Raw genomic sequence first — 20,180 nt, forward strand, 5'->3', positions numbered from 1 at the left:
TCACCTGCAAGCGAATATGCGCACGGCGGGGCTCAATGAGGGTAGCGTGCGGTAATCAATCGCTCTATTTCGTGAACTGCTCGCAGCTGCCCGATATCAGGTGGCAATAGGCCGCTGCAGGACCCGATGAGTTCAAGAAACTCGTCTACGATTCACAGTTTACGAAACGCGCCAGGTAGATGAGTTTCGTGAACTCAATAAAATCAGCAGCCGCTTCAGCGTCAGCAGGACAAACCTAACCTACTCCCCCAGCGCCTCCGTCAGAGCTTCTTTCACGCGGCGCAGGTCGCCGTCGGTCATGGCGGTGCCGCTGGGCAGGCACAGGCCCCGGGCAAACAGGTCGGCACAGACGGCACCGCCGTACATGGGCGCATCAGCAAACAGAGGCTGCAGGTGCAGGGGCTTCCAGAGCGGGCGGCTCTCGATGTTGCGGGTTTCGAGGTGCAGGCGCAGGGCTTCGGGCGTGCTGATGGGACCATCTGGTGCGTCCGGGTCGGCGGGGTTCAGCAGGATGGTGGTGAGCCAGCGGTTCGAGCGGCTGCCGGCGGGCTCTGGGGCCAGCGCCACCGTGATGCTGGGCAGCGGCGCAAGGTGCTCGCGGTACCAGTCGAAAATCTGGCGACGGCGCTTCACGCGCTCACCCAGCAGCCCCATCTGCCCGCGCCCGATACCGGCCAGAATGTTGCTGAGGCGGTAGTTATACCCCACTTCCGAATGCTGGTAGTACGGGGCATCGTCCTTGGCCTGGGTGGCCAGGAAGCGGGCTTTATCGGCCAGCGCTTTGTCGTACGTCACAAGGGCACCGCCGCCGCTGGTAGTCAGAATTTTGTTGCCGTTGAAGGAAAACACGCCCACTTGGCCGAAGCCGCCCAGCGGCTGCTGCTGCCACTCCGAGCCAAGGGCTTCGGCGGCATCTTCCAGCACCGGAATATCGAACTCCTTGGCCAGCGCCAGAATTTCGGGCAGCTTAGCTGGCATGCCATAGAGGTGAACCAGCACGAGGGCTTTGGGCTTTTTGCCTTGGGCAAAGCGGTCCACAATGGCCTCGCGCAGGCGCTCGGGGCAGAGGTTCCAGGTTTCGGGCTCACTATCCACAAATACCGGCGTGGCGCCCAGGTACACAATGGGGTTGGCCGTGGCCACGAACGTGAACGACGGGCACAGGACCTCGTCGCCCGGCCCTACGCCCAGCAAAATCAGCCCCAGATGGATGGCCGCGGTGCCCGAGTTCAGCGCCACGCAGTGCGGCACGCCCACCGCCGCGCAGATGTCGGCCTCGAAGCCCGTGATGTTGGGGCCGGCCGGGGCCACCCAGTTATCCTCAATGGCCTTGTGCACATAGTTGAGCTCGTGGCGCCCAAGGTGAGGTGGGGAAAGGTATAAACGGTCGTAATCCTGGCTGCGCATTAGTTAGTTCTTGTAGTCGAGCGTCGTGCTTGTCTCTGCACGACGTTCAATATTCTTCTTCAGTATCAAATTGCCCTGGCCGGCATACCCACCGCCGTAACATCAGCCGGCAGGTCGCGCACGGCCACGGCCCCGGCACCCACAATGGTGTTATCACCCACGCGCACACCCTGAATCACGGTGGCATTGGTGCCAAGGTACACCCCGGTGCCCAGCCGTGCCGCGCCGCTCACGTTGGCGTGGGGCATCAGCGAGCAGAAATCGGCTAGTTCGGCATCGTGGCCCACGGTGCAGCCCAGGTTGAGCAGCACGAAGCGGCCCAGCGTAATGTCGCACGTGAGCACGCAGCTTTGCTGGATGATGCAGCCGGCGCCCAGCGCAATGCGCTGGCGCGGGTGCAGCGCCACGCCCGGGTGCACCAAGCTCGGGAAGCTGAGCCGCGCCGACGTGAGCCGGGCCACCACGGCGGCCCGGCCGGTCGAGCTGCCCACCGCCACGGCCACCGCCAGCGCCTCGGCAGTGGCGTTGAGGTCGGCGCCACTGCCGAGGTAGGGGAGGCCGGCCACGGTGGGCGAGGCCGGCGTTTGGTCATCGTAAAAGCCGCGCACCTGCCAACTGACTTGCGCAGCTTCGTTTAGCTGCTGAATGAGCAGTAGCACCTCGCGCCCCAAACCGCCCGCGCCGAAAATGACGAGGGGAGGCCGCGTGTCGGCCGGCTCGATGTCGTAGTCAGAAAAGAAAAGCTGCGTCATGCGAAGGCTTACGAAGAAAGCGGGGGCGGCGGACTACCCCGAAAAGCAGTTGTAGTGGACTGCCCCGGTGAATTGATGCCGCGTGCGCCCAGCACCCGGCCGGCGGTGCGCCACAAGATGAGGAGGTCTAACCGGAACGATAAATGGTCGACGTACCACACATCAAAGGCAAATTTTTCTTCCCAGCTGATGGCGTTGCGGCCATTTACCTGCGCCCAACCGGTGAGGCCGGGGCGTGCGTCGTGGCGGCGGGCCTGCTCGGGCGAGTACAGAGTCAGGTATTCGGGTAGCAGCGGGCGTGGGCCTACCAGGCTAAGGTCGCCGCGCACGATATTCCAGAGCTGCGGCAACTCATCGAGCGAGGTAGCCCGCAGCCAGCGGCCCAGTGGCGGCAGGCGCTGCGCATCGGGGAGGAGCTGGCCGGCGGCATCGCGGACGTCGGTCATGGTTTGCAGCTTGTAGAGCATAAACAATTGCCCGTGCCAACCCGGCCGCACCTGCCGAAACAGCCAATGGCCGCCGTTTTGCAGCGCCGCCAGCCCCGCTGCGCCTGCTAGCAGCGGCAGCGTAAGCAGCAGCAGCGGCCCGGCCAGAGCCAAGTCGAGCAGGCGCTTGCCGTAGCGGGCGTAAAAGGTAGTAGGAGCAGACACAGCGGCTTTTAAAGAGTCAGCAAAGGTCGTCATGCTGAGCGCAGCCGAAGCATCTCGCGTGCAACGGCGAATAATTACTTGCGCGGGAGAGATGCTTCGACTGCGCTCAGCATGACGTTCTTTTGTTTCCTCATTCCTCGTTCCTCATTAAGCGAAGCGTCCATGCTCGTCTTTCCCAATGCCAAGCTCAACCTGGGCCTCTACGTTACGCAGCGCCGCCCCGACGGCTTTCACAGCCTCGAATCGGTGTTTGTGCCGCTCCCGTGGACCGATGCATTCGAGATGCTCCCCACTGCTCCCGGCCAAGCGACCAGCCTCACCCTCACCGGCCGTCCCATTCCCGGCGACCCAGCAACTAACCTTTGCGTGCGGGCCTACGAACTGCTGCAGGCCGATTTTCCGCAGTTGCCGTCGGTGCAGCTCTACCTGCATAAAATAGTGCCCATTGGGGCCGGCTTGGGTGGCGGCTCGGCCGATGCGGCGTTTGCCCTCAAAGCCGCCAATGAGTTGTTTAGCCTTAGCCTTTCGGTGGAAGCGCTGGAAAGCTACGCCCGTCGCCTCGGCTCCGACTGCGCGTTTTTCATCCAGAACAAGCCCGTGCTAGCTGTAGAAAGAGGCGACGTATTCGAGGAAATCAACTTGAATTTGAAAGGCACTGGCTGTGTGGTGGTGTATCCGAATCTGCACATCAGCACTGCCGAGGCATATGCACGCATCAGCCCGCACCCGCCGCAGCACCCGCTGCGCGGGGCTTTGGCGCAACCTATGAACACTTGGCGCCACACGGTCAGCAACGACTTCGAAACGGCCCTTACGCCCGGGCACCCGGTGCTGGACGAAATTAAGCAGCAGCTTTATGCTGCGGGGGCTACTTATGCGAGCCTATCGGGGTCTGGTTCGGCGGTGTATGGGCTGTGGGAAGCCGGCGAACCAGCGGCCACGACGTGGCCAGCCGACCATACAGTATGGCAGGGCAGCCTCTAAACCGGCATGGCCGGCTCCAAATTCGGCTGCTTGTCTTTCATCAGTCGCGCTACCAAAGGGTGAATGAGCACGCTGAGCAAGATGAGCAGGGTGCCGATGTAGAAGCCTGTGCTCATGCGTTCGGCGTTGAACTGTGGCGCGTGCAACAGGCCTTTGGTGTGTAGCCAGTAAATGCCCGCCGCCATCGAAATGCCATATACCGGCTCCAGGTTAACGGTCAGGTTGACGGCGAAAGGGGAGATGCGCTTCATCAGTTCTACCGAAGTCGAGAAAGCGTACACGGTGCATACGCCGGCCAATAGGCCCAGCCAGAGCCAGTCGTAGCCGTGCCAGGCCAGCTGCAGGCCGTGCCCTTCGGTGAAATAGTGGCTGTATACCGGGAAGAACAGCGCAATGCTCAGGCACGCGCCCGCCATCTCGTAAAACGTGAGCCGCAGCGGCGGGTGGGTCTTAATCAGCTTCGAGTTCAGCACGCTGAACAGGGCCGACAAACCCGCCGACAGCACAGCCACGCCCAGGCCCAGCAGCTGGTCAAGCTCGGCCTGGCTCACCAGGTACAGGCCGACCATGGTAATCAAGCCCAGGCCTACTTCATAGCCACGTATCCGTCGCCACAGCAGCAGCGGTTCCAGCAGCGAGGTCCAGAGTGCGAGCGTGGCCAGCCCGGCCAGACACACACTGATTGAGGAAAGCCGCGCGGCCAGGAAAAAGGTAATCCAGTGAGCTGCCACCAGTGCACCCACCGCCAGCAGCCGCAGCACCTGCCCCGGCGCAATGCGCCACTCAAGCCCGCGCGCAGCTAGCAAAGCCGCCAGGCCCGTGCTGGCCAGCAGCGTGCGCCAGAACACCAGCTCCACCGGCGGCACCGTTAGCAGCTTGCCTATTATGGCCGTGAAGCCCCACAGGAGCACAATGAAATGAAGCTTGAAGTAGTCGCGGAGCATAAGCAGTGGCACGCAGCCTTTGCTGCGTAACTCACCACTACGCGGCAAATTAGGGCAAAGGATATGATAGGAGACGTAGGCAAACGGCATTCGCCGCGTGATGGGAGAGCTGCGCAGCAACGGCTACGGGCTACGTTGCGGGCGTCGCGTTTATTTCGGCACGAACCGATACAACACCAGCCCAATTATCGAGAACACCGAGCTTGGCACCCAGGCCGCCACAATGGGCGAAAGGCTGCCCACCTGCGCAAGGTTACGGCTCAGCATCACGAAAATAATGAAGACGAAGGCCAGCACGAAGCCCAGCGCAATTTGCCCGCCCACGCCGGCCCGCGACTTGCGGGCGCTCAGAATCACCCCAATCAGCGTCAGGATAATAATGGCGAAGGGGTAGGAATACCGCTCGTACTTCTCGCTTAGGTAAATCTGCGTGTCGTCGGCGCCGCGTTCAATTTTGGTGCGGATGTAGCGGTTGAGCTCCGGTAGGGTCATGGTTTCGGCCAGCTTGAAGGTGCTGGCGAAGTCGGCGGGCAGTAGGTTCAGGGTGGTGTCGCGGGCGGGTACCGTCTTCAGCGTTTCGTCCTGCGGCCCGCGAAACGTGCGTACCAGCTGCGTCGACAAGTGCCACACGTGCTTGGTCGAATCCCAGTTGATGGCATCGGCCGTAAGGCGGCGCTTGAGGATGGTGCTGTCCACGGTTTCGAGCGCAAAATGGAAGCCGATGTTATTGATGTTATCGTAGCTCTCCATGTACACATAGCTGCGCGGCCCAATTTTGATGTGCACGTTGCGTCCCTGAAACCGGTACGGCAGCTTGATGTACGCCTTCTCAAATTGCACCCGCGATTTATTGCCCAGCGGCAGCACCCAGCCAATCAACCCAAATATCAGCAAGCCCACCACCGCGCCACCAATCGCATAGGGGAGCATCAGCCGCTTAAAGCTTACTCCACTAGCCAGAATCGCCACAATTTCGGTGCGCGCGGCCAGCTGCGCCGTCACAAATACCACGGCAATAAAAATGGTAATTGGCGAAAGCAGGTTGGCGAAATAGGGAAACAGGAAGATGTAATAGCCGAAAATAATTTTCGACATCGACAGATTATGCTGAATAAAATCGTCGTTTTTCTCCGTGAAATCAATCACGCAAATCACCGTCACCAGAATCATCACCGAGAAGAAGAACGCGGCAAGGAATTTCTTAATGATGTATTTGTCGAGGATATTCATTCTTGCTAGTTGTCAGTTATTCGTTGTCAGGTATTAGGTCGTCAACAATATTTCAGAACATGCTGAAAACTGACAACAACCAACTAACAACTAATTACAATCGGGTCATCAGCTGCTTCACCATGCGCTCCTTCCAGGGGCCAAACGTGCCGGCGATGATTTCCTTGCGGGCCTCCTTCACCAGCCATAGGTAAAACGTGAGGTTGTGGGCCGAGGCAATTTGCGGCCCCAGCATTTCCTGGCACTGAAAGAGGTGGCGCACGTAGGCACGGGAGTAGAAGTTGCTGGCCGCGCCCTCCAATACCGGGTCGATGGGCGTGAAATCGGTGGCAAACTTCAGGTTTGTCACGTTCATGATGCCCTGCGTGGTGAACAGCATGCCGTTGCGGGCGTTGCGGGTCGGCATCACGCAGTCGAACATATCCACGCCCAGCGCAATGTTTTCGAGGATGTTGGCCGGTGTGCCCACGCCCATTAGGTAGCGCGGCTTGTCCTTGGGCAGGATGTCGCACACCAATTCAGTCATCTCATACATCAGCTCGGCGGGCTCGCCCACGCTCAGCCCGCCAATGGCGTTGCCCGCCCGGCCCTGCTCGGCAATGAACTCGGCCGAGCGAATGCGCAAATCTTTATACGTGCTGCCTTGCACAATTGGAAACAGGTTCTGCTCGTAGCCATACAGGCCCTCGGTGCTGTCGAAACGCTGGATGCAGCGCTTTAGCCAACGGTGCGTCATATCCAGCGAGCGGGCGGCGTACTCGTACTCGCAGGGCCAGGGCGTGCATTCGTCAAACGCCATAATAATGTCGGCCCCAATCACGCGCTGAATGTCCATCACGCCCTCGGGCGAGAACAGATGCTGGCTGCCATCAATGTGCGAGCGGAACTTCACGCCCTCTTCCTTAATCTTCCGGGTGTTGCTCAGTGAATACACCTGGTAGCCGCCCGAGTCGGTGAGAATGGGCCGGTCCCAGCCGTTAAACTTGTGCAGGCCGCCGGCCGCCTTCAGCACATCCAAGCCCGGACGCAGGTAGAGGTGGTAGGTGTTGCCGAGAATAATCTGGGCCTGCACGTCATCCTTCAGCGTGGCCTGGCTCACGGCCTTCACCGTGCCAGCGGTGCCTACCGGCATAAAAATGGGCGTCTCGATGGTGCCGTGGGCCGTTTCGAGGCGGCCGGCGCGGGCCTTGGTGGCGGGGTCTTGGGCGAGTAGGTCGAAGGTCATTTGCTATTAAACGGTCACTAGTCATCTCTCATCCTGAGCACCGCGAAGAACCTTCTTACCGCTGCACGGTGCGCAGTAAACCAACTGGCGCAAGCGTGAGGAGGTCCTTCGCGGTGCTCAGGATGACAGACGTGCATGACAAAGCGCAAAGGTAACCCGCCCGTTTCGCGCCCCGTACTTTTGCGCGCTCATTCGTACCCGCCGCTTTGTTGCTTCCACTCGTACCCACGTCTCCGTTTTTCTGGCTTTTGCTGGCGTGCGTGCTGGTGCAGCTGTGCTACGCGGCGTATTTCTTCTGGCCCTTCGCCCGCCGCGCTGCCGAAGCACCCGCCGATGCCCCCCGGCCCGACACGGAGCCCGTTTCCATTGTGGTCTGCGCCCGCAACGAACTCGACAACCTGCGCCGCCTGCTGCCTCTGCTGCTCAAGCAGGACTATCCCGCCGCTTTCGAAGTCGTCCTCATCGACGACCGCAGCGAGGACGATACCTACCTCTACGCCCAGCAGCTGGCCCAGTATTACCCCAGCACCGTGCGCCTTGTCACCATTGGCCGCACCCCCGATGGCTTCGCGCCCAAGAAATATGCCCTCACACTCGGCATCAAAGCAGCCCGCTACCCGCGCCTGTTATTCACCGACGCCGACTGCATTCCAGCCACCAACCAGTGGCTGCGCCTCATGCAACGCGGCTTCTCACAGAATAGCGAGGCCGCCGTCGTGCTGGGCTTTTCGGCTTATACCGAAGCGCCCGGCTTCCTCAACCAGCTCATTCGCTACGAAACGCTGCTTACGGCCGCGCAGTACCTCAGCTTTGCCTGGCGCGGCTGGCCCTACATGGGCGTGGGCCGCAACCTAGCCTATACCAGGGCCTGTTTCACGGCCACCAAGGGGTTTGCCTCACACATTCGCCAGCTTTCCGGCGACGACGACCTGCTGGTGCAGGATGCCGTGCGCGCCGGCCAGCGCGTAGCTGTGGTGGCTGACCCCGGCGCTCATACCCTGAGCGAACCCGCCGAAACCTGGCAGGCCTGGTGGCGGCAGAAACGACGGCACCTGTCGGCTGGCCGGGCCTATCGGTTCGCCGACCGAATGCGTATCGGCACCTTCGTGCTCGCCAATACGTTGTTCTATTTGGCTACGGTTGTGCTAGTTTTTTCGCAAAACAATTGGGTACCTTTGGCGGTGGTATGGGTTCTGCGAACTTTGTTTGTAAGTGCCGTGTATGCGCGCTTGAGTAGGCGTCTTGACCAGCCCGTAAACGTCGGGCTCCTGCCGATACTCGACGTGGTTTATTTTATTCAGTACCTGGCTCTGGGAGCTTCACTCTTCCTTAACCGCACCCTTCGATGGAAGTAAACAACAACCAAGATATTCAAAAACAGTTTTCAGCTAAAGCCAAACACGACTTCAAGCTGATTCGAGCCGCCGTGGACCACGGCGATGAGAAGGCCTACGCCGAACTAATGCACATCTACAAAAAGCCCGTTTATCACGTGGTGCTGAAGATGGTGCGCAACCAGGACGATGCCGAAGACCTCACCATCGAAGCATTCGCCAAGGCTTTCCGCAACCTGCACAAGTTCAACCCCGAGTACGCGTTCAGTACCTGGTTGTTCCGCATTGCCACCAACAACTGCATCGATTTTATTCGCAAGAATAAAATTAAAACCATGTCGATTGACTCGGCCATTAAGGTTGATAACGGCGACGAAATCACCATCGATTTCCGCGACAACGACCTGAACCCGGCCGAGCACGCCGTGCGCAACCAGAAAATTGAAATCATGCGCCACGTGGTGTCGCGCCTGCCCGATAAATACCAGCGCCTCGTGAGCCTGCGCTATTTTGACGAGCTCAGCTACGAAGAAATCGCCACCGAGCTCAAAGCCCCGCTCGGCACCGTGAAAGCCCAGCTGCACCGCGCCCGCGAGCTGCTCTATGACATGGTGAAGCACACCAAGCAGATTATTTAAGTGAAAAGTCCCGATGTGAGTCGGGGCTTTTTTTATGGCAGACCGCGTGGCTCCTAATCTTCAACTGAGCGCAGGTCGCGCGGGTCATGCCGGTGTTCGAGGATGTCGGCTGGCTGGCAGTCCAGCGCCTGACAAATGGCCGCCAGGGTACTGAAACGCACCGCTTTGGCCCGCCCGCTTTTCAGGATAGAAAGATTGGCGAGTGTGATGTTCACCGTTTCAGCCAGTGCGCTGAGAGTCATTTTGCGGCGGGCCAGCATTACATCGAGGTTTACGATTATGGGCATCAGATAACGAGTTCAGCCTCGCGGCTCAGTTCAACGCCGCGCTGGTATACGGCCGCAATTACGAGTAGCATCAAGCCGACTTCCCAGCCTGGTAGCGTGGTCTCGGTATTAAGGCGCACGTAGTGACTAAGCGGTTCGGTCAAGCCCGGTACCCGGAATGGTGGCACCAGCGCCCGCACCGCCAAGTACGCCAGCTCCTGCGCGAAGTCGAGCCCCAGTACCAGTAAGCCCAGCCCGCGCAGGCGCCGGGCATTGGTAAAGGTAAACGGCGTGGCCGGGGTCACATCGAGCAGCAACTGCCACAACAGCCAGCTCCCCACTGCTAAAAATGCGCCCCAAGCAAGCGACTGATATTCGTTGGAGGCTCCCAAATACAGCAGTGCTACCCGCCTCTCTGCGCTGGGTTCATGGTAGCGCAACACCAGCGCCTGCGGGTTGGATGCTATTTCGAAAGGGCTCTTAACGGCTGGCTCGTAAAGTTGAACTGTGCGTGAAGGCCGGCTGTCGCCGACAAGTCCTGCATGTATTGCGTGTAGAGTCGGGAAAATGTTGGGGTCAGTCGTATAAAGCGTAAGTTCCACTGGGGCACTGTCGAAGGCTGCCACTGTACGGGCTAGCAAGAGTATTACCTCGAAGCCGCTGGCAAGTAGTAAAAGGTAGGCCAGAGGCCGGGTAAAACGCAGAAGCGAAGCCAGAGGAAGAATACGCATGGGTAAAGAGCTATGATTGTGGTTACAAATCAACGAAATTTTTATCGAATATCAATAAATAATTATTGAGTAAGAGGTAATTTGTATTGTTTATCAATTGCAAAAAAAAGTGGTTGAGGTTTATAGGTGCATATCAGAAGTCAAGCGGCTAGTAGCATCGTACCAGCATAGCGTGTCAAAACAGTTGCTCTTTGCACCTTTGCACCTATGAACCTACTGCAGCACCACTTCCCTGAACTCACGCCCCAGCAACTCCAGCTTTTCCAGCAGTTCGAAATTGAGTTTCGGGCCACCAACGAAGCCATCAACTTAGTGTCGCGCCCCGACATGGAGAATTTCACTGAGCGCCACGTGCTGCACTCGCTGGGCATTGCCAAGGTCATCCAGTTCCCGAAAGGCAGCGCCGTGCTCGACGTAGGCACCGGCGGTGGCCTGCCCGGCCTGCCGCTGGCCATCATGTTTCCCGAGGTTCATTTCCACCTCGTGGACAGCATCGGTAAGAAAATTCGCGCCGTGCAGTTCATGGCCGCCGCACTGGGCTTGCACAACGTAACCGCCGAGCAAACCCGCGCCGAGCAGGTGCGCGCCAAGTACGACTTTGTGGTCAGCCGCGCCGTGGCTCGTCTGGCTACTTTCCACCCCTGGATTGCCCACCGCTTTAAGCCCCAGGGCGCGCCCGGTGCCGGCCTCTACTATTTGAAAGGGGGAGACCTAACGGAGGAAATTGCCGAGTCGGGCCTTAAGGCGACGGTGACGGACTTGAGTGACTTTTACCCGGAGGAATTTTTTGAAACGAAGAAGGTGGTCTTTGTGCCGGCCAAGTAGGAAATTCGCTAATGCAGTGTAGAGACGCATAGTTGCGTCTCTACACTGCACAGCCGGAACCGCACCGTTCTCGCAATGCTGTTCAACGGCGAGACGCAACTATGCGTCTCTACATCGTTCAGCTCACTGCTACGCCGGTACCTCTGCTGTAATAAACTCCACTGCTCGCCGCTCGGAGTAATACTCGCCGCTACTCTCGGCAAAGCCCACGTGGCCGCCATCAGGCGGCGTTTCCAGGAAAACGTAGGGTGAGCTGGCCGCGACTTCCCGTGGGTAGCACGAGGCCGGGAGGAACGGGTCGTTCTGCGCATTTACCAGCAGCGTAGGCACCCGGATTCCGCTGAGGTAGCGCCCGGAGCTAGCATATTGGTAGTAAGCGTCGGCCGAATCGAAGCCGTGCATGGGCGCAGTGTACCGGCTGTCGAACTGCTGGAAATCGCGCAGGTTTTCGATGCCGTCCAGGTTGATTTGACCCGGCAGGAGTTCCGCTTTGGCACGCACCTTCAGCCGCAGCGACTTCAAAAAACGGCGCATGTACACCTGGTTTTGCGGCCGGCCAATTTGCACCGAGCTGGCCTTCAAATCTGTCGGCACCGAGAATACCGCCGCGCGCTGCACCTCCGCCGGCACGCGGGCTGCGTCCTCGCCCAGGTATTTCAGCGTCACGTTGCCACCGGCCGAGAAGCCCAGCAGGTAGGCGCGGCGGTACCGGCCAGTAGACAGCGCGTGGCGTAGTACGCGGTCCAAATCCTCCGTGTCGCCGAGGTGATAGGAACGGAGCAGCCGGTTCATTTCGCCACCGCAGCTGCGGTAGTTCCAGGCCAGCGCGTCGAGGCCAGCGCCGTTCAGGGCGCGCACCATTCCTCGCACGTAAGGCCGGGAGGCGTCGCCTTCGAGGCCGTGCGATACGATGGCGAGGCCGTCGGTAGGGCGGTGTTCGGGCAGGCGGCTCCAGTCGAGGTTCAGGAAGTCACCATCGGGCAGTTCCAGGCGCTCGCGCTGGTAAGCAACGTCGGGCACGGTGCGCCAGAGGCTGGGCACAATGGTCTGCAAATGGCCGTTAAACAGGTAAAACGGCGGCTGGTAGCGAGAATCGGCAACGAGGGGCATGGCGCGTAATAATGGTTAGCAGTTGGCAGCGCGCTGAGTGGGAAAGGATAGGGAGTAAAGTTCGTACATAATCGGCATGCATACTAATTTAAGTGACTGAAAGTGAATGATGCATGAATGCGGGCCCATTTACAGGCGGCCCATACCGGCAGTTGGTCGATAGAAAGGACTTGAATTCACTATTTTTCCTCAGGGGTTTGATAATGCAATCCCAGTTTGTACCTTTGCCCTCCCAAACACAGAACTCAAGCATAACGCTCCTATATATTTCCTGCTCATGGCAAACCATAAGTCGGCCCTCAAACGCATCCGCAGCAACGAAGCAAAGCGCGTGTTGAACCGTTACCAGCACAAATCGACCCGCACCGCCATCAAAAAGCTGCGCACGACCACCGACAAAACGGCCGCTCAGGAGCTGCTGAAGAAGGTGACTTCGATGCTGGACCGTCTGGCCAAGAAGAACATCATCCACAAGAACAAAGCTGCTAATAACAAGAGCAAGCTGACAAAGCTCGTTAACGCGCTCTAAGTGCGACTACGAGTTTAGGAAGGCCAGACTGCGCCGCCCCAAGGTCTGGTCTTCCGCTCATCACAGAAGCCCCGCTCGGTAACGAGTGGGGCTTCTTGCGTGTACCCGAGTCGGGTGCGCGCTGGCACTGGCATTGGGAATGGTTTCAAGGATGATTTACTCGGGATGACTACCTTACAACAGTCATTCCACGTCAATCTATCCGCTGATGAAATACGCCTACTCCTGGGCGCGGCCGTTGCTGGCCGCGCTTTTCTTGTTCACCAGCTTCGGGGCCAGCGCGCAGCAGGCGTGGCGACCATTTCGCTTGGGGCTGATATATAGCTACGCAGCTGTTCCGGCTACAAATAGCCGCGAATACTTTACACTGCGGGTCGATTCGGCCTATGTCGCTGCTAATGGGGATTCGGTGTATGCCTTTAACCGGCGGTTGCGCGAGCAGGTGGCGAGCAGCGGCCGGAGTGGAATGGCCAGAAGCAAAAACAACCTGTTTGGTGCCTCGTTGCGCTGGCAACCGGGCCAACCTGGTTATACCCTGGAAGCATTAGGCCAAACCGATGTGCAGGCAGCCGTTAGCCTCACGTTGTTTCCGCGGGCGGCTGTGGGTAGCAGTTGGACGGCCAGTTCGCAGCCAGCCCGTACGGCTACGCTGGTAAGTCGGAGTTGGCAGACCGTAAGCCCAGGCGTGCAGGATTCCGTTGCCGTTATCAATATCGCAGGACCCAGCGCCCAAACCGTTCGCTTAAGCCGTCGTTACGGGTTGCTAGAGGGACCACAATGGCTTGGCGGAGCGGCAGGTGGCCAATTGGAGCAGGCAGCATTGCCTACCAATTTCGAACAGTCAGTTTACAGCCCACTACGCCTTTTTGATATGCAGGTGGGCGATGAGTTCGGCTATAGCGTTGTCGATGTGATTGCGACGGTGCAGTGCTACGACAACAAGACGTTGCGGCGGATAATTGGCCGGCAACTGACGAATGATAGCCTGATTATTACCTTTCGCGAACAGAAGCGGGATGAGTGGTATGGCTACCCGGGCGTTTGTGGAGGTGCTGCGTCGGTAACTTATCAGCCCATTGCAGTAAAGCGCTGGGCTTTGGCGCGTAGGGGTAATGCGTGGCAGTCAACGGGGAATAGTTTGCCCGTCGGCGCGCTGCGGCTGCTTACTGGCGAATACGTTTATGGGCCGGTGCCGGAAAGTGGACCCATTGTGTCATCGCCGTATCTATTGGCGGGGTTACCAATTGTTACTAGCACTAATGGTTGCGCTACAGGCCTAACAGTGCGCTATATGCCGGTTTACCAACAAAGCGGAGCCAGCAATACGTACAGCCCTGGCGTTGATTATTTCGCTTGGGGGTTCTTTTTTAACCCCGGTGTTGGCCCATCATTCGAAAGGAATTACGGTATGCAATACTACCGCAAAACGGTGAATGGCGTGACCACCACGTGCGGTACCCCTCAAGACTTTGTCACGCTACTACCTACCCGCGCCGCCCAAGCGGCGGCCGTGGCCATGCTCGTGCCTAACCCCGCCACCGAAGCAGCTACCCTCATGCTGGTCCAACCCGCCCGCCCAGGTAACACGCTCCGGTTGACCGATGCACTCGGGCGTATGGTGTGGAGTAGCCCAATAACCGACGGGCAAACGACCGCAACTATACCGTTGAGTGGCCAGCCGGCTGGCCTGTATCTGCTGCGTTTAAGTGGAGCCAATGGTGTGAGTGCTACCTGGAAACTGCTTCATCAATAGCCCTACGGGGGGGCTGAAAAATATTCGGCATGTAGTTGTTCTTTGGGTGGAAATAATTGATATATTTAGGTGCATGGCAGCAGCGAGGGGCTTGTACCCGGTTGCTGCTCAGCATCGTTCTTTTATTTCTTTCACCTCACCCAATTCCCACAACGCATGGACAAACTTACGCTTTCGGCCGCGCTGCTGGCGCTGCTTCTCGGTAGCTGCCAACGGCACCACGACGACCTGCAACTGCCCGAACCCAGCGTCGAACCCCCAACGGCCCTGACCACTCAGGAGCTCGACAGCCAGATTATGGAGCGCCTGCGCGCCACTGGCCGCTACAACTGGAACGAGGCCCCGGCCCACGTGGTGTGGAGTGCCCTAACCCAGTCCGACTATGTGCTGAGCGTGGGCTACCGCCCGGCTGGTTTCTCGGGAGCACTGCCCAACGACGTGGCCACCAACCCTGACTGGCAGGCTGCCCGCGCCCAAGTGCTGGCCCTGATTACGGCCGAAGAGCAGAAAGCCGACCCCACGCTGACCGTTGATAAGTTGGTTGCCTTTCAGGAAAGTGCGCTGCCCGTACTCGATGTAACGGTGCACCAGCTAACCACCATCAAGGCGCTGCGGGCGAGTGGGCTGGTGCGCTACGCCGAGCCCATGGGCTATGAGCCCAACCACACGGCTGCGGTAGCCAACCGTACGGCATCGTCGCTAAGCAGCAGCGGCTGCGGCAACAATACCGCTACCGCTGGACTGGTGGCCGGTACCGACTACGCGGTCCTCTCCAATGGCAGCAAATCGAGCTGAAACCAAGCCGACCAGTACCACGGCGTACGAAGCGGCTGGAGCCAGAGCACGGGCCAGGGCATTAAAATCCTGATTATTGACACGGGTTGCTCCGACGCTCAGGAAAACCTGGGCAGCGCGTTCAATCAGGGCCTGAGTACCGGCCGCACCATCGAGCGCCTCGTAACCTTGCCGCGCAAAACCATCTTTGGCATTCCCTACGGTGCCGCCTAAACCCCGAACGATGGCTGCGGCCACGGCACCAGCATGGCCGGTGCGGCTGCCGGCCCACGTGGCACCGATGGCGCGGCGGTTGGCATGGCCTACAACGCGAACCTGATTACCGTGCATGCTGCCGAGGATGTGTTCATAGATGCCAGCCGCGAGGTGAAGGGCATTGCCGATGCGTACGTGCTGGCCGGCAACCGGGCCGATGTACGCATCATCAGCATGAGCATGGGGCGCCTCACGAGTTCGTCGCAAATCGGCGATGCCATTGCCTATGCGTACGGCCGGGGCAAACTGATTTTCTGTGCTGCTGGCACTTCCTTCGACTGGACGGCTGGTTGGGTAGGTATCATCTACCCGGCCTCGCTGCCCGAAGCAGTTGCCGTAACCGGCATGAAAAGCGACCTGAGCACTCGTTGCGACGAATGCCATGTGGGAGGCGATGTAGAGTTTACCGTGGTAATGCAGCAGGCTGGCAACGACCGGCGCCCCCTTACGCTGGCCATGAGCGGTGACGACCCCAGCACCGTCGAGGGCTCGTCGGTTGCCACCAGCAGCATGGCTGGCATGACGGCCCTCATCTGGGCCAGATACCCCACCGAAACCCGCGCCCAAATTATGAGCCGCCTCGTGGCCGCCAGTTCCAACCGCAATGCCCGCAATGGCAGCTTCGGCTGGGGCCGGGTAAACGTGGCAACGGCACTGGGTGTGACGCCATTCTAAGTAGTTACACGGGAAGCATTGAAACGAAAAAGGCCCGCCTGGTGATTCAGGCGGGCCTTTTTCGTGGCGGTGTTTTACGCTTATGCAATGCTCACCTTTACCATGTTGGCTTTGCCTTGTTCCTGAATAGGCATGGAACCGGTCGTGATGTACACGTCGCCGGCTTCGAGGTGACCGGTGGTGGTGAGCACGTAGCGGATGTCGGCCACGGTGCTGTCGGTGCTGATAAGCCGGTCGTAGTAAAAGGCGCGCACGCCCCACACCAGACTCAGCACGGTGAGCAGCGGGCGGTTGTTGGTGAAGATAAAGATGTTGGCTTTGGGACGGTACTTGGCCAGCTGGAAGGCGGTGTAGCCGCGGTGCGTCATGCCCGTGAGGGCTTTCGCGCCAGTGTTTTTGGCCAGGTGGCACGAGGCCGAAAGCACGCTGTCGGCCATGAAGTTGGCACCGTTGGGGTCGACGGGCCACCACTTATGGAACAGCTGCGGGCTGTGGCTTTCCACGCTTAGAATGGTGCCCACCATCGAGCGAATCACCTCGGCGGGGTAGGCACCCACGGCGGTTTCGGCCGACAGCATCACGGCATCGGCGCCGTCGAGCACGGCGTTGGCCACGTCGCTGGTTTCGGCACGGGTGGGGCGCGGGGCCGTAATCATCGACTCCATCATTTGAGTGGCTACGATGACGGGCTTGCCGGCCGCGTTGCACTTGGCAATAATCATCTTCTGGGCCATCGGCACTTCTTCCATCTTCACCTCCACGCCGAGGTCGCCGCGGGCCACCATTACGGCATCAGTCAGGGCGATGATTTCGTCGATGTTGCGCAGGCCGTCGGGCGTCTCGATTTTGGCGATGACGCGGGTGTTCTTCCCGACCTCTGCAATCAGGTTTTTGATGAAGCGAATGTCATCGGCTTTGCGGGCAAAGCTCAGGGCCACCCAGTCTACGTCGTGTTCCAGGCCGAACTTCAGGTCCTCGATGTCCTTCTCGGTCATGCTTGGGGCCGAAACTTCGGAGTCGGGCAGGTTAATGCCTTTGCGGGGCTTCACGAGGCCGCCGTACACCACTTCCACGTCTACTTCCTTGTCGCGGTCGGTGCCCAGAACTTTGAGCTCGATTTTGCCGTCGTCAATCAGAATCATGTCGCCAGCCTTCACGTCGCGGGCCAGGCCCATGTAAATCGTGCTCAGACGCGTGGCCGTGCTGGTTTCCTTTTCGCCGCACACCAGCTTGATTTTGTCGCCGGCCTTGATTTCGACACCGCCGCCCTCTACATCGCCCAAACGGATTTTGGGACCCTGCAAGTCCTGCAGCAGGCCTACCGACGTTTTCATGTCCTTGTTCAGGCGGCGCACCGTGTGAATCACTGATAGGTGGTCTTCGTAGGAGCCGTGCGAGAAGTTGAGGCGAAACACATCAACGCCTTCGCGCATGAGAATGCCGAGGCGCTCGTAGGTGTTGGAGGCGGGGCCGACGGTGGCCACAATCTTGGTTTTGTTGAACGTGGGGAGGTTTTCCATGCGAAGCGGAATACGGAAATGTCAGTACAAAAAAACTCCCCGCCCGAGCCAGGAGGGGATGCTGACGCCAGGCGCCAGGCGAAATAGCTGCGACGTTTTCGGGCCGCCAGTTACGGTCGGCTCGAAGGCCCGCAAAGGCAAAAGTCGTTCAATTAAACCGAAAAGCCTATGGTTTTTGAAGCTACTTCCGCTGCTTTATGATTGCAATCGTTTTTCCACCCCTCCATAAATAAGGCAGCGGGGTAAAAAACATTAGAGCAGCAGGTTCTCCTTGTACTTAAGCGTATTCGGGTCGAACTGGCAGGCGTACTGCACGGCGTCGAGGGCCGTTAGGCGCTGCAGCAACTCGTCATCGGCCAGGGTACCGGCTCCATTGGTGACGGCCAAGAGGTAGTCATACTCCTTGATGTCGGGGGCTAGGAACGGCTTTTTGAGGGTAGAGGGCGCGATGGAGCGGTTGCGCAGCAGGCGGCAGGTGAGGGTCTCGGTGGTGTAGAGGTAATGCGTGAATACCAGCCGGCCGCGGCTCAGCAGGTTGAGCAGCAACTCGGGCTGCTTCACGAAGCGCAGCCGCAGAGCCTGGTTCAGCGTCCAGGCCAGGGTGTAGTCGCGGGTGCTACTCACCAGCCCGAACAGGGCGAAGTCGCACTCGTAGTCAACATCCAGGGTAAAGGTCTTCATGGGGCGGCCGCAAAAACGGAGGTATCCGCAGGCAGGCAGGGGGCAAAGCTACGGCTCACAACGAGCAGCCGCCATAATGTTGTACCCGCAATTCGAAAGCACGGCCGTGGGTTAGTTGAAAAATCTCTCGTTACTTTGCGCCGTAGTTTTCCTTAAACCCCCACGGAAATGTCTGAAATCGCAGAAAAAGTAAAGGCCATTATTATTGATAAACTGGGCGTTGAAGCCTCCGAGGTTACCCCCGAGGCAAGCTTCACCAACGACCTGGGTGCTGACTCGCTGGATACCGTTGAGCTCATCATGGAGTTCGAAAAGGAGTTCAACGTGAGCATCCCCGACGACCAGGCCGAGAACATCGGTACCGTGGGCCAAGCCATCAGCTACCTCGAAGAGCACGCTAAGTAGTCTCTGTTTTCTTGGGCCAGCGCGCTATTCGAGCCGGTTTTACTCGTCCGTTTCCCCGCTTCGTCCGGAATAAGTTTCCCATTCTGCGCATACCGGCCGGCTAGCCGCCGGCCGGTTTTGCTGTTTAATTCCCGCCCACCATTCGCGCCCCTGGCGCCTGCTTATGTCGTCCATCCGACGCGTTGTCGTTACCGGCCTTGGGGCCATCACGCCGCTGGGCAATACGGCCCCGGCATACTGGGAAGGCCTGCGCACCGGCACAAGCGGTGCCGCCACCATCACGCGCTTCGACCCTGCCAAGTTCAAAACCCGTTTTGCCTGCGAGGTAAAGGATTACAATCCCGATACCTACTTCGACCGCAAGGAGCACCGTAAAATGGACTTGTTCACCCAGTTTGCGGTTATTGCCTCTGACGAAGCCATTGCCGACTCCGGCCTACTCGAAAGCGGTGTGGACAAGGACCGGGTGGGCGTGATTTGGGGCTCCGGCATCGGCGGCCTGAAATCGCTGCAGGAAGAATGCTTCGCCTTTGAGAAAGGCGACGGCACGCCGCGTTACTCGCCGTTCTTCATTCCGCGCATGATTGCCGACTCGTCGTCGGGCAACATCAGCATTAAAAACGGTTTCCGTGGGCCGAATTTCGTGACGACGTCGGCCTGTGCTTCCTCGAACGACGCCATTATTGCGGCCTTCAACAACATTCGTCTGGGACTTGCCGATGCCGTAATTACCGGTGGTTCCGAAGCGGCCATCACCGAGTCGGGCGTGGGCGGCTTCAACGCCCTCAAGGCGATGAGCGAGCGCAACGACGACCCTGCTTCGGCTTCGCGCCCCTACGACCAGGACCGCGACGGCTTCGTGCTGGGCGAGGGTGCTGGCGCGCTGGTGCTCGAAGAGTATGAGCACGCCAAAGCGCGTGGCGCCAAGATGTACGCCGAGCTGATTGGTGGCGGCATGTCGTCGGATGCTTACCACATCACTGCGCCCGACCCGAGTGGCGAAGGGGTGGTGTTGGTGATGAAAAATGCGTTGCGCGATGCCGGCATTCAGCCTGAGGAGGTGGACTACATCAACACCCACGGCACGAGCACGCCGCTGGGCGACGGGGCCGAAATTAAGGCCATTGAAAAGGTGTTTGGCGCTCATGCCGAGAAGATGAACATTTCTTCGACCAAAAGCATGACCGGCCACCTGCTGGGCGGTGCCGGCGGCATTGAGGCCGTGGCCTGCCTGCTGGCGATGCAGCACAACTTGGTGCCGCCTACCATCAACCTGAATACGCCCGACCCGGAAATCAACCAGGCGCTGAATTTTACGCCCAACGTGGCGCAGGAGCGCGACGTGCGCATAGCCATGAGCAATACGTTCGGGTTCGGTGGCCACAACACGTCGGTAATTTTCCGCAAGCTGTAGCCCGATTGCTACGGTAGATAACCAGGGAACGTCATGCAGAGCGCAGCGAAGCATCTC

The 20,180-nt window shown here is 59.2% G+C and carries 20 protein-coding genes and 1 pseudogene; 10 read left to right on the forward strand and 11 right to left on the reverse strand.

Annotated features, from left to right (window positions below; genetic code table 11):
* Positions 1-240: 240 nt before the first annotated feature.
* From ABD837_RS15145 to ABD837_RS15155, 3 genes are all read right to left on the reverse strand, one after another.
* On the reverse strand, positions 241-1,407 hold the full coding sequence (locus ABD837_RS15145) for a DegT/DnrJ/EryC1/StrS family aminotransferase (protein WP_345056107.1): 1,167 nt from the start codon (positions 1,405-1,407) through the stop codon (positions 241-243).
* A gap of 65 nt (positions 1,408-1,472) precedes the next feature.
* Positions 1,473-2,159: a NeuD/PglB/VioB family sugar acetyltransferase gene (locus ABD837_RS15150; RefSeq protein WP_345056109.1), complete on the reverse strand. Its 687-nt coding sequence runs from the start codon at positions 2,157-2,159 to the stop codon at positions 1,473-1,475.
* Between the two features lie 8 nt (positions 2,160-2,167).
* Positions 2,168-2,809: a sugar transferase gene (locus ABD837_RS15155; RefSeq protein ID WP_345056111.1), complete on the reverse strand. Its 642-nt coding sequence runs from the start codon at positions 2,807-2,809 to the stop codon at positions 2,168-2,170.
* A gap of 162 nt (positions 2,810-2,971) precedes the next feature.
* On the opposite strand from ABD837_RS15155, the gene ispE reads away from it, so the two are divergent.
* Positions 2,972-3,793: a 4-(cytidine 5'-diphospho)-2-C-methyl-D-erythritol kinase gene (ispE, locus tag ABD837_RS15160; protein WP_345056113.1), complete on the forward strand. Its 822-nt coding sequence runs from the start codon at positions 2,972-2,974 to the stop codon at positions 3,791-3,793.
* On the opposite strand, the gene ABD837_RS15165 is transcribed toward ispE, so the two are convergent.
* The 3 genes from ABD837_RS15165 to tgt form a co-directional block, all read right to left on the reverse strand.
* Entirely contained in the window at positions 3,790-4,737 is a 948-nt protein-coding gene (locus tag ABD837_RS15165) for a DMT family transporter (protein ID WP_345056116.1), read from the reverse strand. The genes ispE and ABD837_RS15165 overlap by 4 nt on opposite strands.
* 150 nt (positions 4,738-4,887) lie before the next feature.
* Positions 4,888-5,967: an LptF/LptG family permease gene (locus ABD837_RS15170; protein ID WP_345056118.1), complete on the reverse strand. Its 1,080-nt coding sequence runs from the start codon at positions 5,965-5,967 to the stop codon at positions 4,888-4,890.
* A 94-nt stretch (positions 5,968-6,061) separates the two neighbouring features.
* Entirely contained in the window at positions 6,062-7,192 is a 1,131-nt protein-coding gene (gene tgt, locus ABD837_RS15175; protein ID WP_345056120.1) for a tRNA guanosine(34) transglycosylase Tgt, read from the reverse strand.
* Positions 7,193-7,398: 206 nt separating this feature from the next.
* Between tgt and ABD837_RS15180 the strand changes: the two genes are divergently transcribed.
* Both ABD837_RS15180 and ABD837_RS15185 read left to right on the forward strand, forming a co-directional pair.
* The gene (locus tag ABD837_RS15180) at positions 7,399-8,547 is read left to right on the forward strand and encodes a glycosyltransferase (protein WP_345056122.1); all 1,149 of its coding nucleotides are present in this window, start codon (positions 7,399-7,401) and stop codon (positions 8,545-8,547) included.
* Positions 8,538-9,164, forward strand: coding sequence for an RNA polymerase sigma factor (locus tag ABD837_RS15185; protein ID WP_345056124.1), 627 nt, complete (start codon positions 8,538-8,540; stop codon positions 9,162-9,164). The genes ABD837_RS15180 and ABD837_RS15185 overlap by 10 nt, the downstream gene beginning before the upstream one ends.
* 53 nt (positions 9,165-9,217) lie before the next feature.
* Here the strand turns inward: ABD837_RS15185 and ABD837_RS15190 are convergent, their stop codons facing one another.
* Positions 9,218-9,451, reverse strand: coding sequence for a helix-turn-helix domain-containing protein (locus tag ABD837_RS15190; protein ID WP_345056126.1), 234 nt, complete (start codon positions 9,449-9,451; stop codon positions 9,218-9,220).
* On the reverse strand, positions 9,451-9,822 hold the full coding sequence (locus ABD837_RS15195) for a DUF2975 domain-containing protein (protein WP_345056128.1): 372 nt from the start codon (positions 9,820-9,822) through the stop codon (positions 9,451-9,453). Before ABD837_RS15195 ends, ABD837_RS15190 begins: the two co-directional genes overlap by 1 nt.
* Before the next feature lie 546 nt (positions 9,823-10,368).
* Between ABD837_RS15195 and rsmG the strand changes: the two genes are divergently transcribed.
* Positions 10,369-10,986: a 16S rRNA (guanine(527)-N(7))-methyltransferase RsmG gene (gene rsmG / locus ABD837_RS15200; protein WP_345056130.1), complete on the forward strand. Its 618-nt coding sequence runs from the start codon at positions 10,369-10,371 to the stop codon at positions 10,984-10,986.
* 129 nt (positions 10,987-11,115) lie between these two features.
* On the opposite strand, the gene ABD837_RS15205 is transcribed toward rsmG, so the two are convergent.
* Positions 11,116-12,096, reverse strand: coding sequence for a YheT family hydrolase (locus ABD837_RS15205; RefSeq protein WP_345056132.1), 981 nt, complete (start codon positions 12,094-12,096; stop codon positions 11,116-11,118).
* A gap of 277 nt (positions 12,097-12,373) precedes the next feature.
* Here ABD837_RS15205 and rpsT point away from each other — a divergent pair, with 277 nt between their 5' ends.
* From rpsT to ABD837_RS15225, 4 genes and pseudogenes are all read left to right on the forward strand, one after another.
* The gene (gene rpsT / locus ABD837_RS15210) at positions 12,374-12,625 is read left to right on the forward strand and encodes a 30S ribosomal protein S20 (protein ID WP_168674786.1); all 252 of its coding nucleotides are present in this window, start codon (positions 12,374-12,376) and stop codon (positions 12,623-12,625) included.
* 208 nt (positions 12,626-12,833) lie between these two features.
* Positions 12,834-14,378, forward strand: coding sequence for a T9SS type A sorting domain-containing protein (locus tag ABD837_RS15215; protein WP_345056138.1), 1,545 nt, complete (start codon positions 12,834-12,836; stop codon positions 14,376-14,378).
* Positions 14,379-14,534: 156 nt separating this feature from the next.
* The gene (locus ABD837_RS15220; protein WP_345056140.1) at positions 14,535-15,173 is read left to right on the forward strand and encodes a hypothetical protein; all 639 of its coding nucleotides are present in this window, start codon (positions 14,535-14,537) and stop codon (positions 15,171-15,173) included.
* Between the two features lie 234 nt (positions 15,174-15,407).
* Positions 15,408-16,103: pseudogene (locus ABD837_RS15225) on the forward strand (S8 family serine peptidase); the annotation flags it as partial.
* A gap of 80 nt (positions 16,104-16,183) precedes the next feature.
* Here ABD837_RS15225 and pyk read toward each other — a convergent pair.
* Positions 16,184-17,623, reverse strand: coding sequence for a pyruvate kinase (pyk, locus tag ABD837_RS15230; protein ID WP_345056142.1), 1,440 nt, complete (start codon positions 17,621-17,623; stop codon positions 16,184-16,186).
* Positions 17,624-17,875: 252 nt separating this feature from the next.
* Positions 17,876-18,304, reverse strand: a complete 429-nt coding sequence (locus ABD837_RS15235) for an IPExxxVDY family protein (protein WP_345056143.1) — start codon at positions 18,302-18,304, stop codon at positions 17,876-17,878.
* A gap of 168 nt (positions 18,305-18,472) precedes the next feature.
* Between ABD837_RS15235 and ABD837_RS15240 the strand changes: the two genes are divergently transcribed.
* A complete protein-coding gene (locus ABD837_RS15240) occupies positions 18,473-18,709 on the forward strand; it encodes an acyl carrier protein (RefSeq protein WP_019948606.1) in 237 nt (78 codons plus the stop codon).
* Positions 18,710-18,872: 163 nt separating this feature from the next.
* The gene (gene fabF, locus ABD837_RS15245; protein WP_345056168.1) at positions 18,873-20,123 is read left to right on the forward strand and encodes a beta-ketoacyl-ACP synthase II; all 1,251 of its coding nucleotides are present in this window, start codon (positions 18,873-18,875) and stop codon (positions 20,121-20,123) included.
* Positions 20,124-20,180 lie beyond the last annotated feature (57 nt).

The sequence above is a fragment of the Hymenobacter glaciei genome (assembly GCF_039539585.1).
GTDB lineage: Bacteria > Bacteroidota > Bacteroidia > Cytophagales > Hymenobacteraceae > Hymenobacter > Hymenobacter glaciei.

Excerpts from the sequence above, each read along its gene's own strand:
- ABD837_RS15145 (WP_345056107.1), bottom strand. The coding sequence starts at position 1,407 with ATGCGCAGCCAGGATTACGACCGTTTATACCTTTCCCCACCTCACCTT.
- ABD837_RS15150 (WP_345056109.1), bottom strand. The coding sequence starts at position 2,159 with ATGACGCAGCTTTTCTTTTCTGACTACGACATCGAGCCGGCCGACACG.
- ispE (WP_345056113.1), top strand. The coding sequence starts at position 2,972 with ATGCTCGTCTTTCCCAATGCCAAGCTCAACCTGGGCCTCTACGTTACG.
- ABD837_RS15165 (WP_345056116.1), bottom strand. The coding sequence starts at position 4,737 with ATGCTCCGCGACTACTTCAAGCTTCATTTCATTGTGCTCCTGTGGGGC.
- ABD837_RS15170 (WP_345056118.1), bottom strand. The coding sequence starts at position 5,967 with ATGAATATCCTCGACAAATACATCATTAAGAAATTCCTTGCCGCGTTC.
- tgt (WP_345056120.1), bottom strand. The coding sequence starts at position 7,192 with ATGACCTTCGACCTACTCGCCCAAGACCCCGCCACCAAGGCCCGCGCC.
- ABD837_RS15185 (WP_345056124.1), top strand. The coding sequence starts at position 8,538 with ATGGAAGTAAACAACAACCAAGATATTCAAAAACAGTTTTCAGCTAAA.
- ABD837_RS15190 (WP_345056126.1), bottom strand. The coding sequence starts at position 9,451 with ATGCCCATAATCGTAAACCTCGATGTAATGCTGGCCCGCCGCAAAATG.
- rsmG (WP_345056130.1), top strand. The coding sequence starts at position 10,369 with ATGAACCTACTGCAGCACCACTTCCCTGAACTCACGCCCCAGCAACTC.
- ABD837_RS15205 (WP_345056132.1), bottom strand. The coding sequence starts at position 12,096 with ATGCCCCTCGTTGCCGATTCTCGCTACCAGCCGCCGTTTTACCTGTTT.
- rpsT (WP_168674786.1), top strand. The coding sequence starts at position 12,374 with ATGGCAAACCATAAGTCGGCCCTCAAACGCATCCGCAGCAACGAAGCA.
- ABD837_RS15215 (WP_345056138.1), top strand. The coding sequence starts at position 12,834 with ATGAAATACGCCTACTCCTGGGCGCGGCCGTTGCTGGCCGCGCTTTTC.
- ABD837_RS15220 (WP_345056140.1), top strand. The coding sequence starts at position 14,535 with ATGGACAAACTTACGCTTTCGGCCGCGCTGCTGGCGCTGCTTCTCGGT.
- pyk (WP_345056142.1), bottom strand. The coding sequence starts at position 17,623 with ATGGAAAACCTCCCCACGTTCAACAAAACCAAGATTGTGGCCACCGTC.
- ABD837_RS15235 (WP_345056143.1), bottom strand. The coding sequence starts at position 18,304 with ATGAAGACCTTTACCCTGGATGTTGACTACGAGTGCGACTTCGCCCTG.
- ABD837_RS15240 (WP_019948606.1), top strand. The coding sequence starts at position 18,473 with ATGTCTGAAATCGCAGAAAAAGTAAAGGCCATTATTATTGATAAACTG.
- fabF (WP_345056168.1), top strand. The coding sequence starts at position 18,873 with ATGTCGTCCATCCGACGCGTTGTCGTTACCGGCCTTGGGGCCATCACG.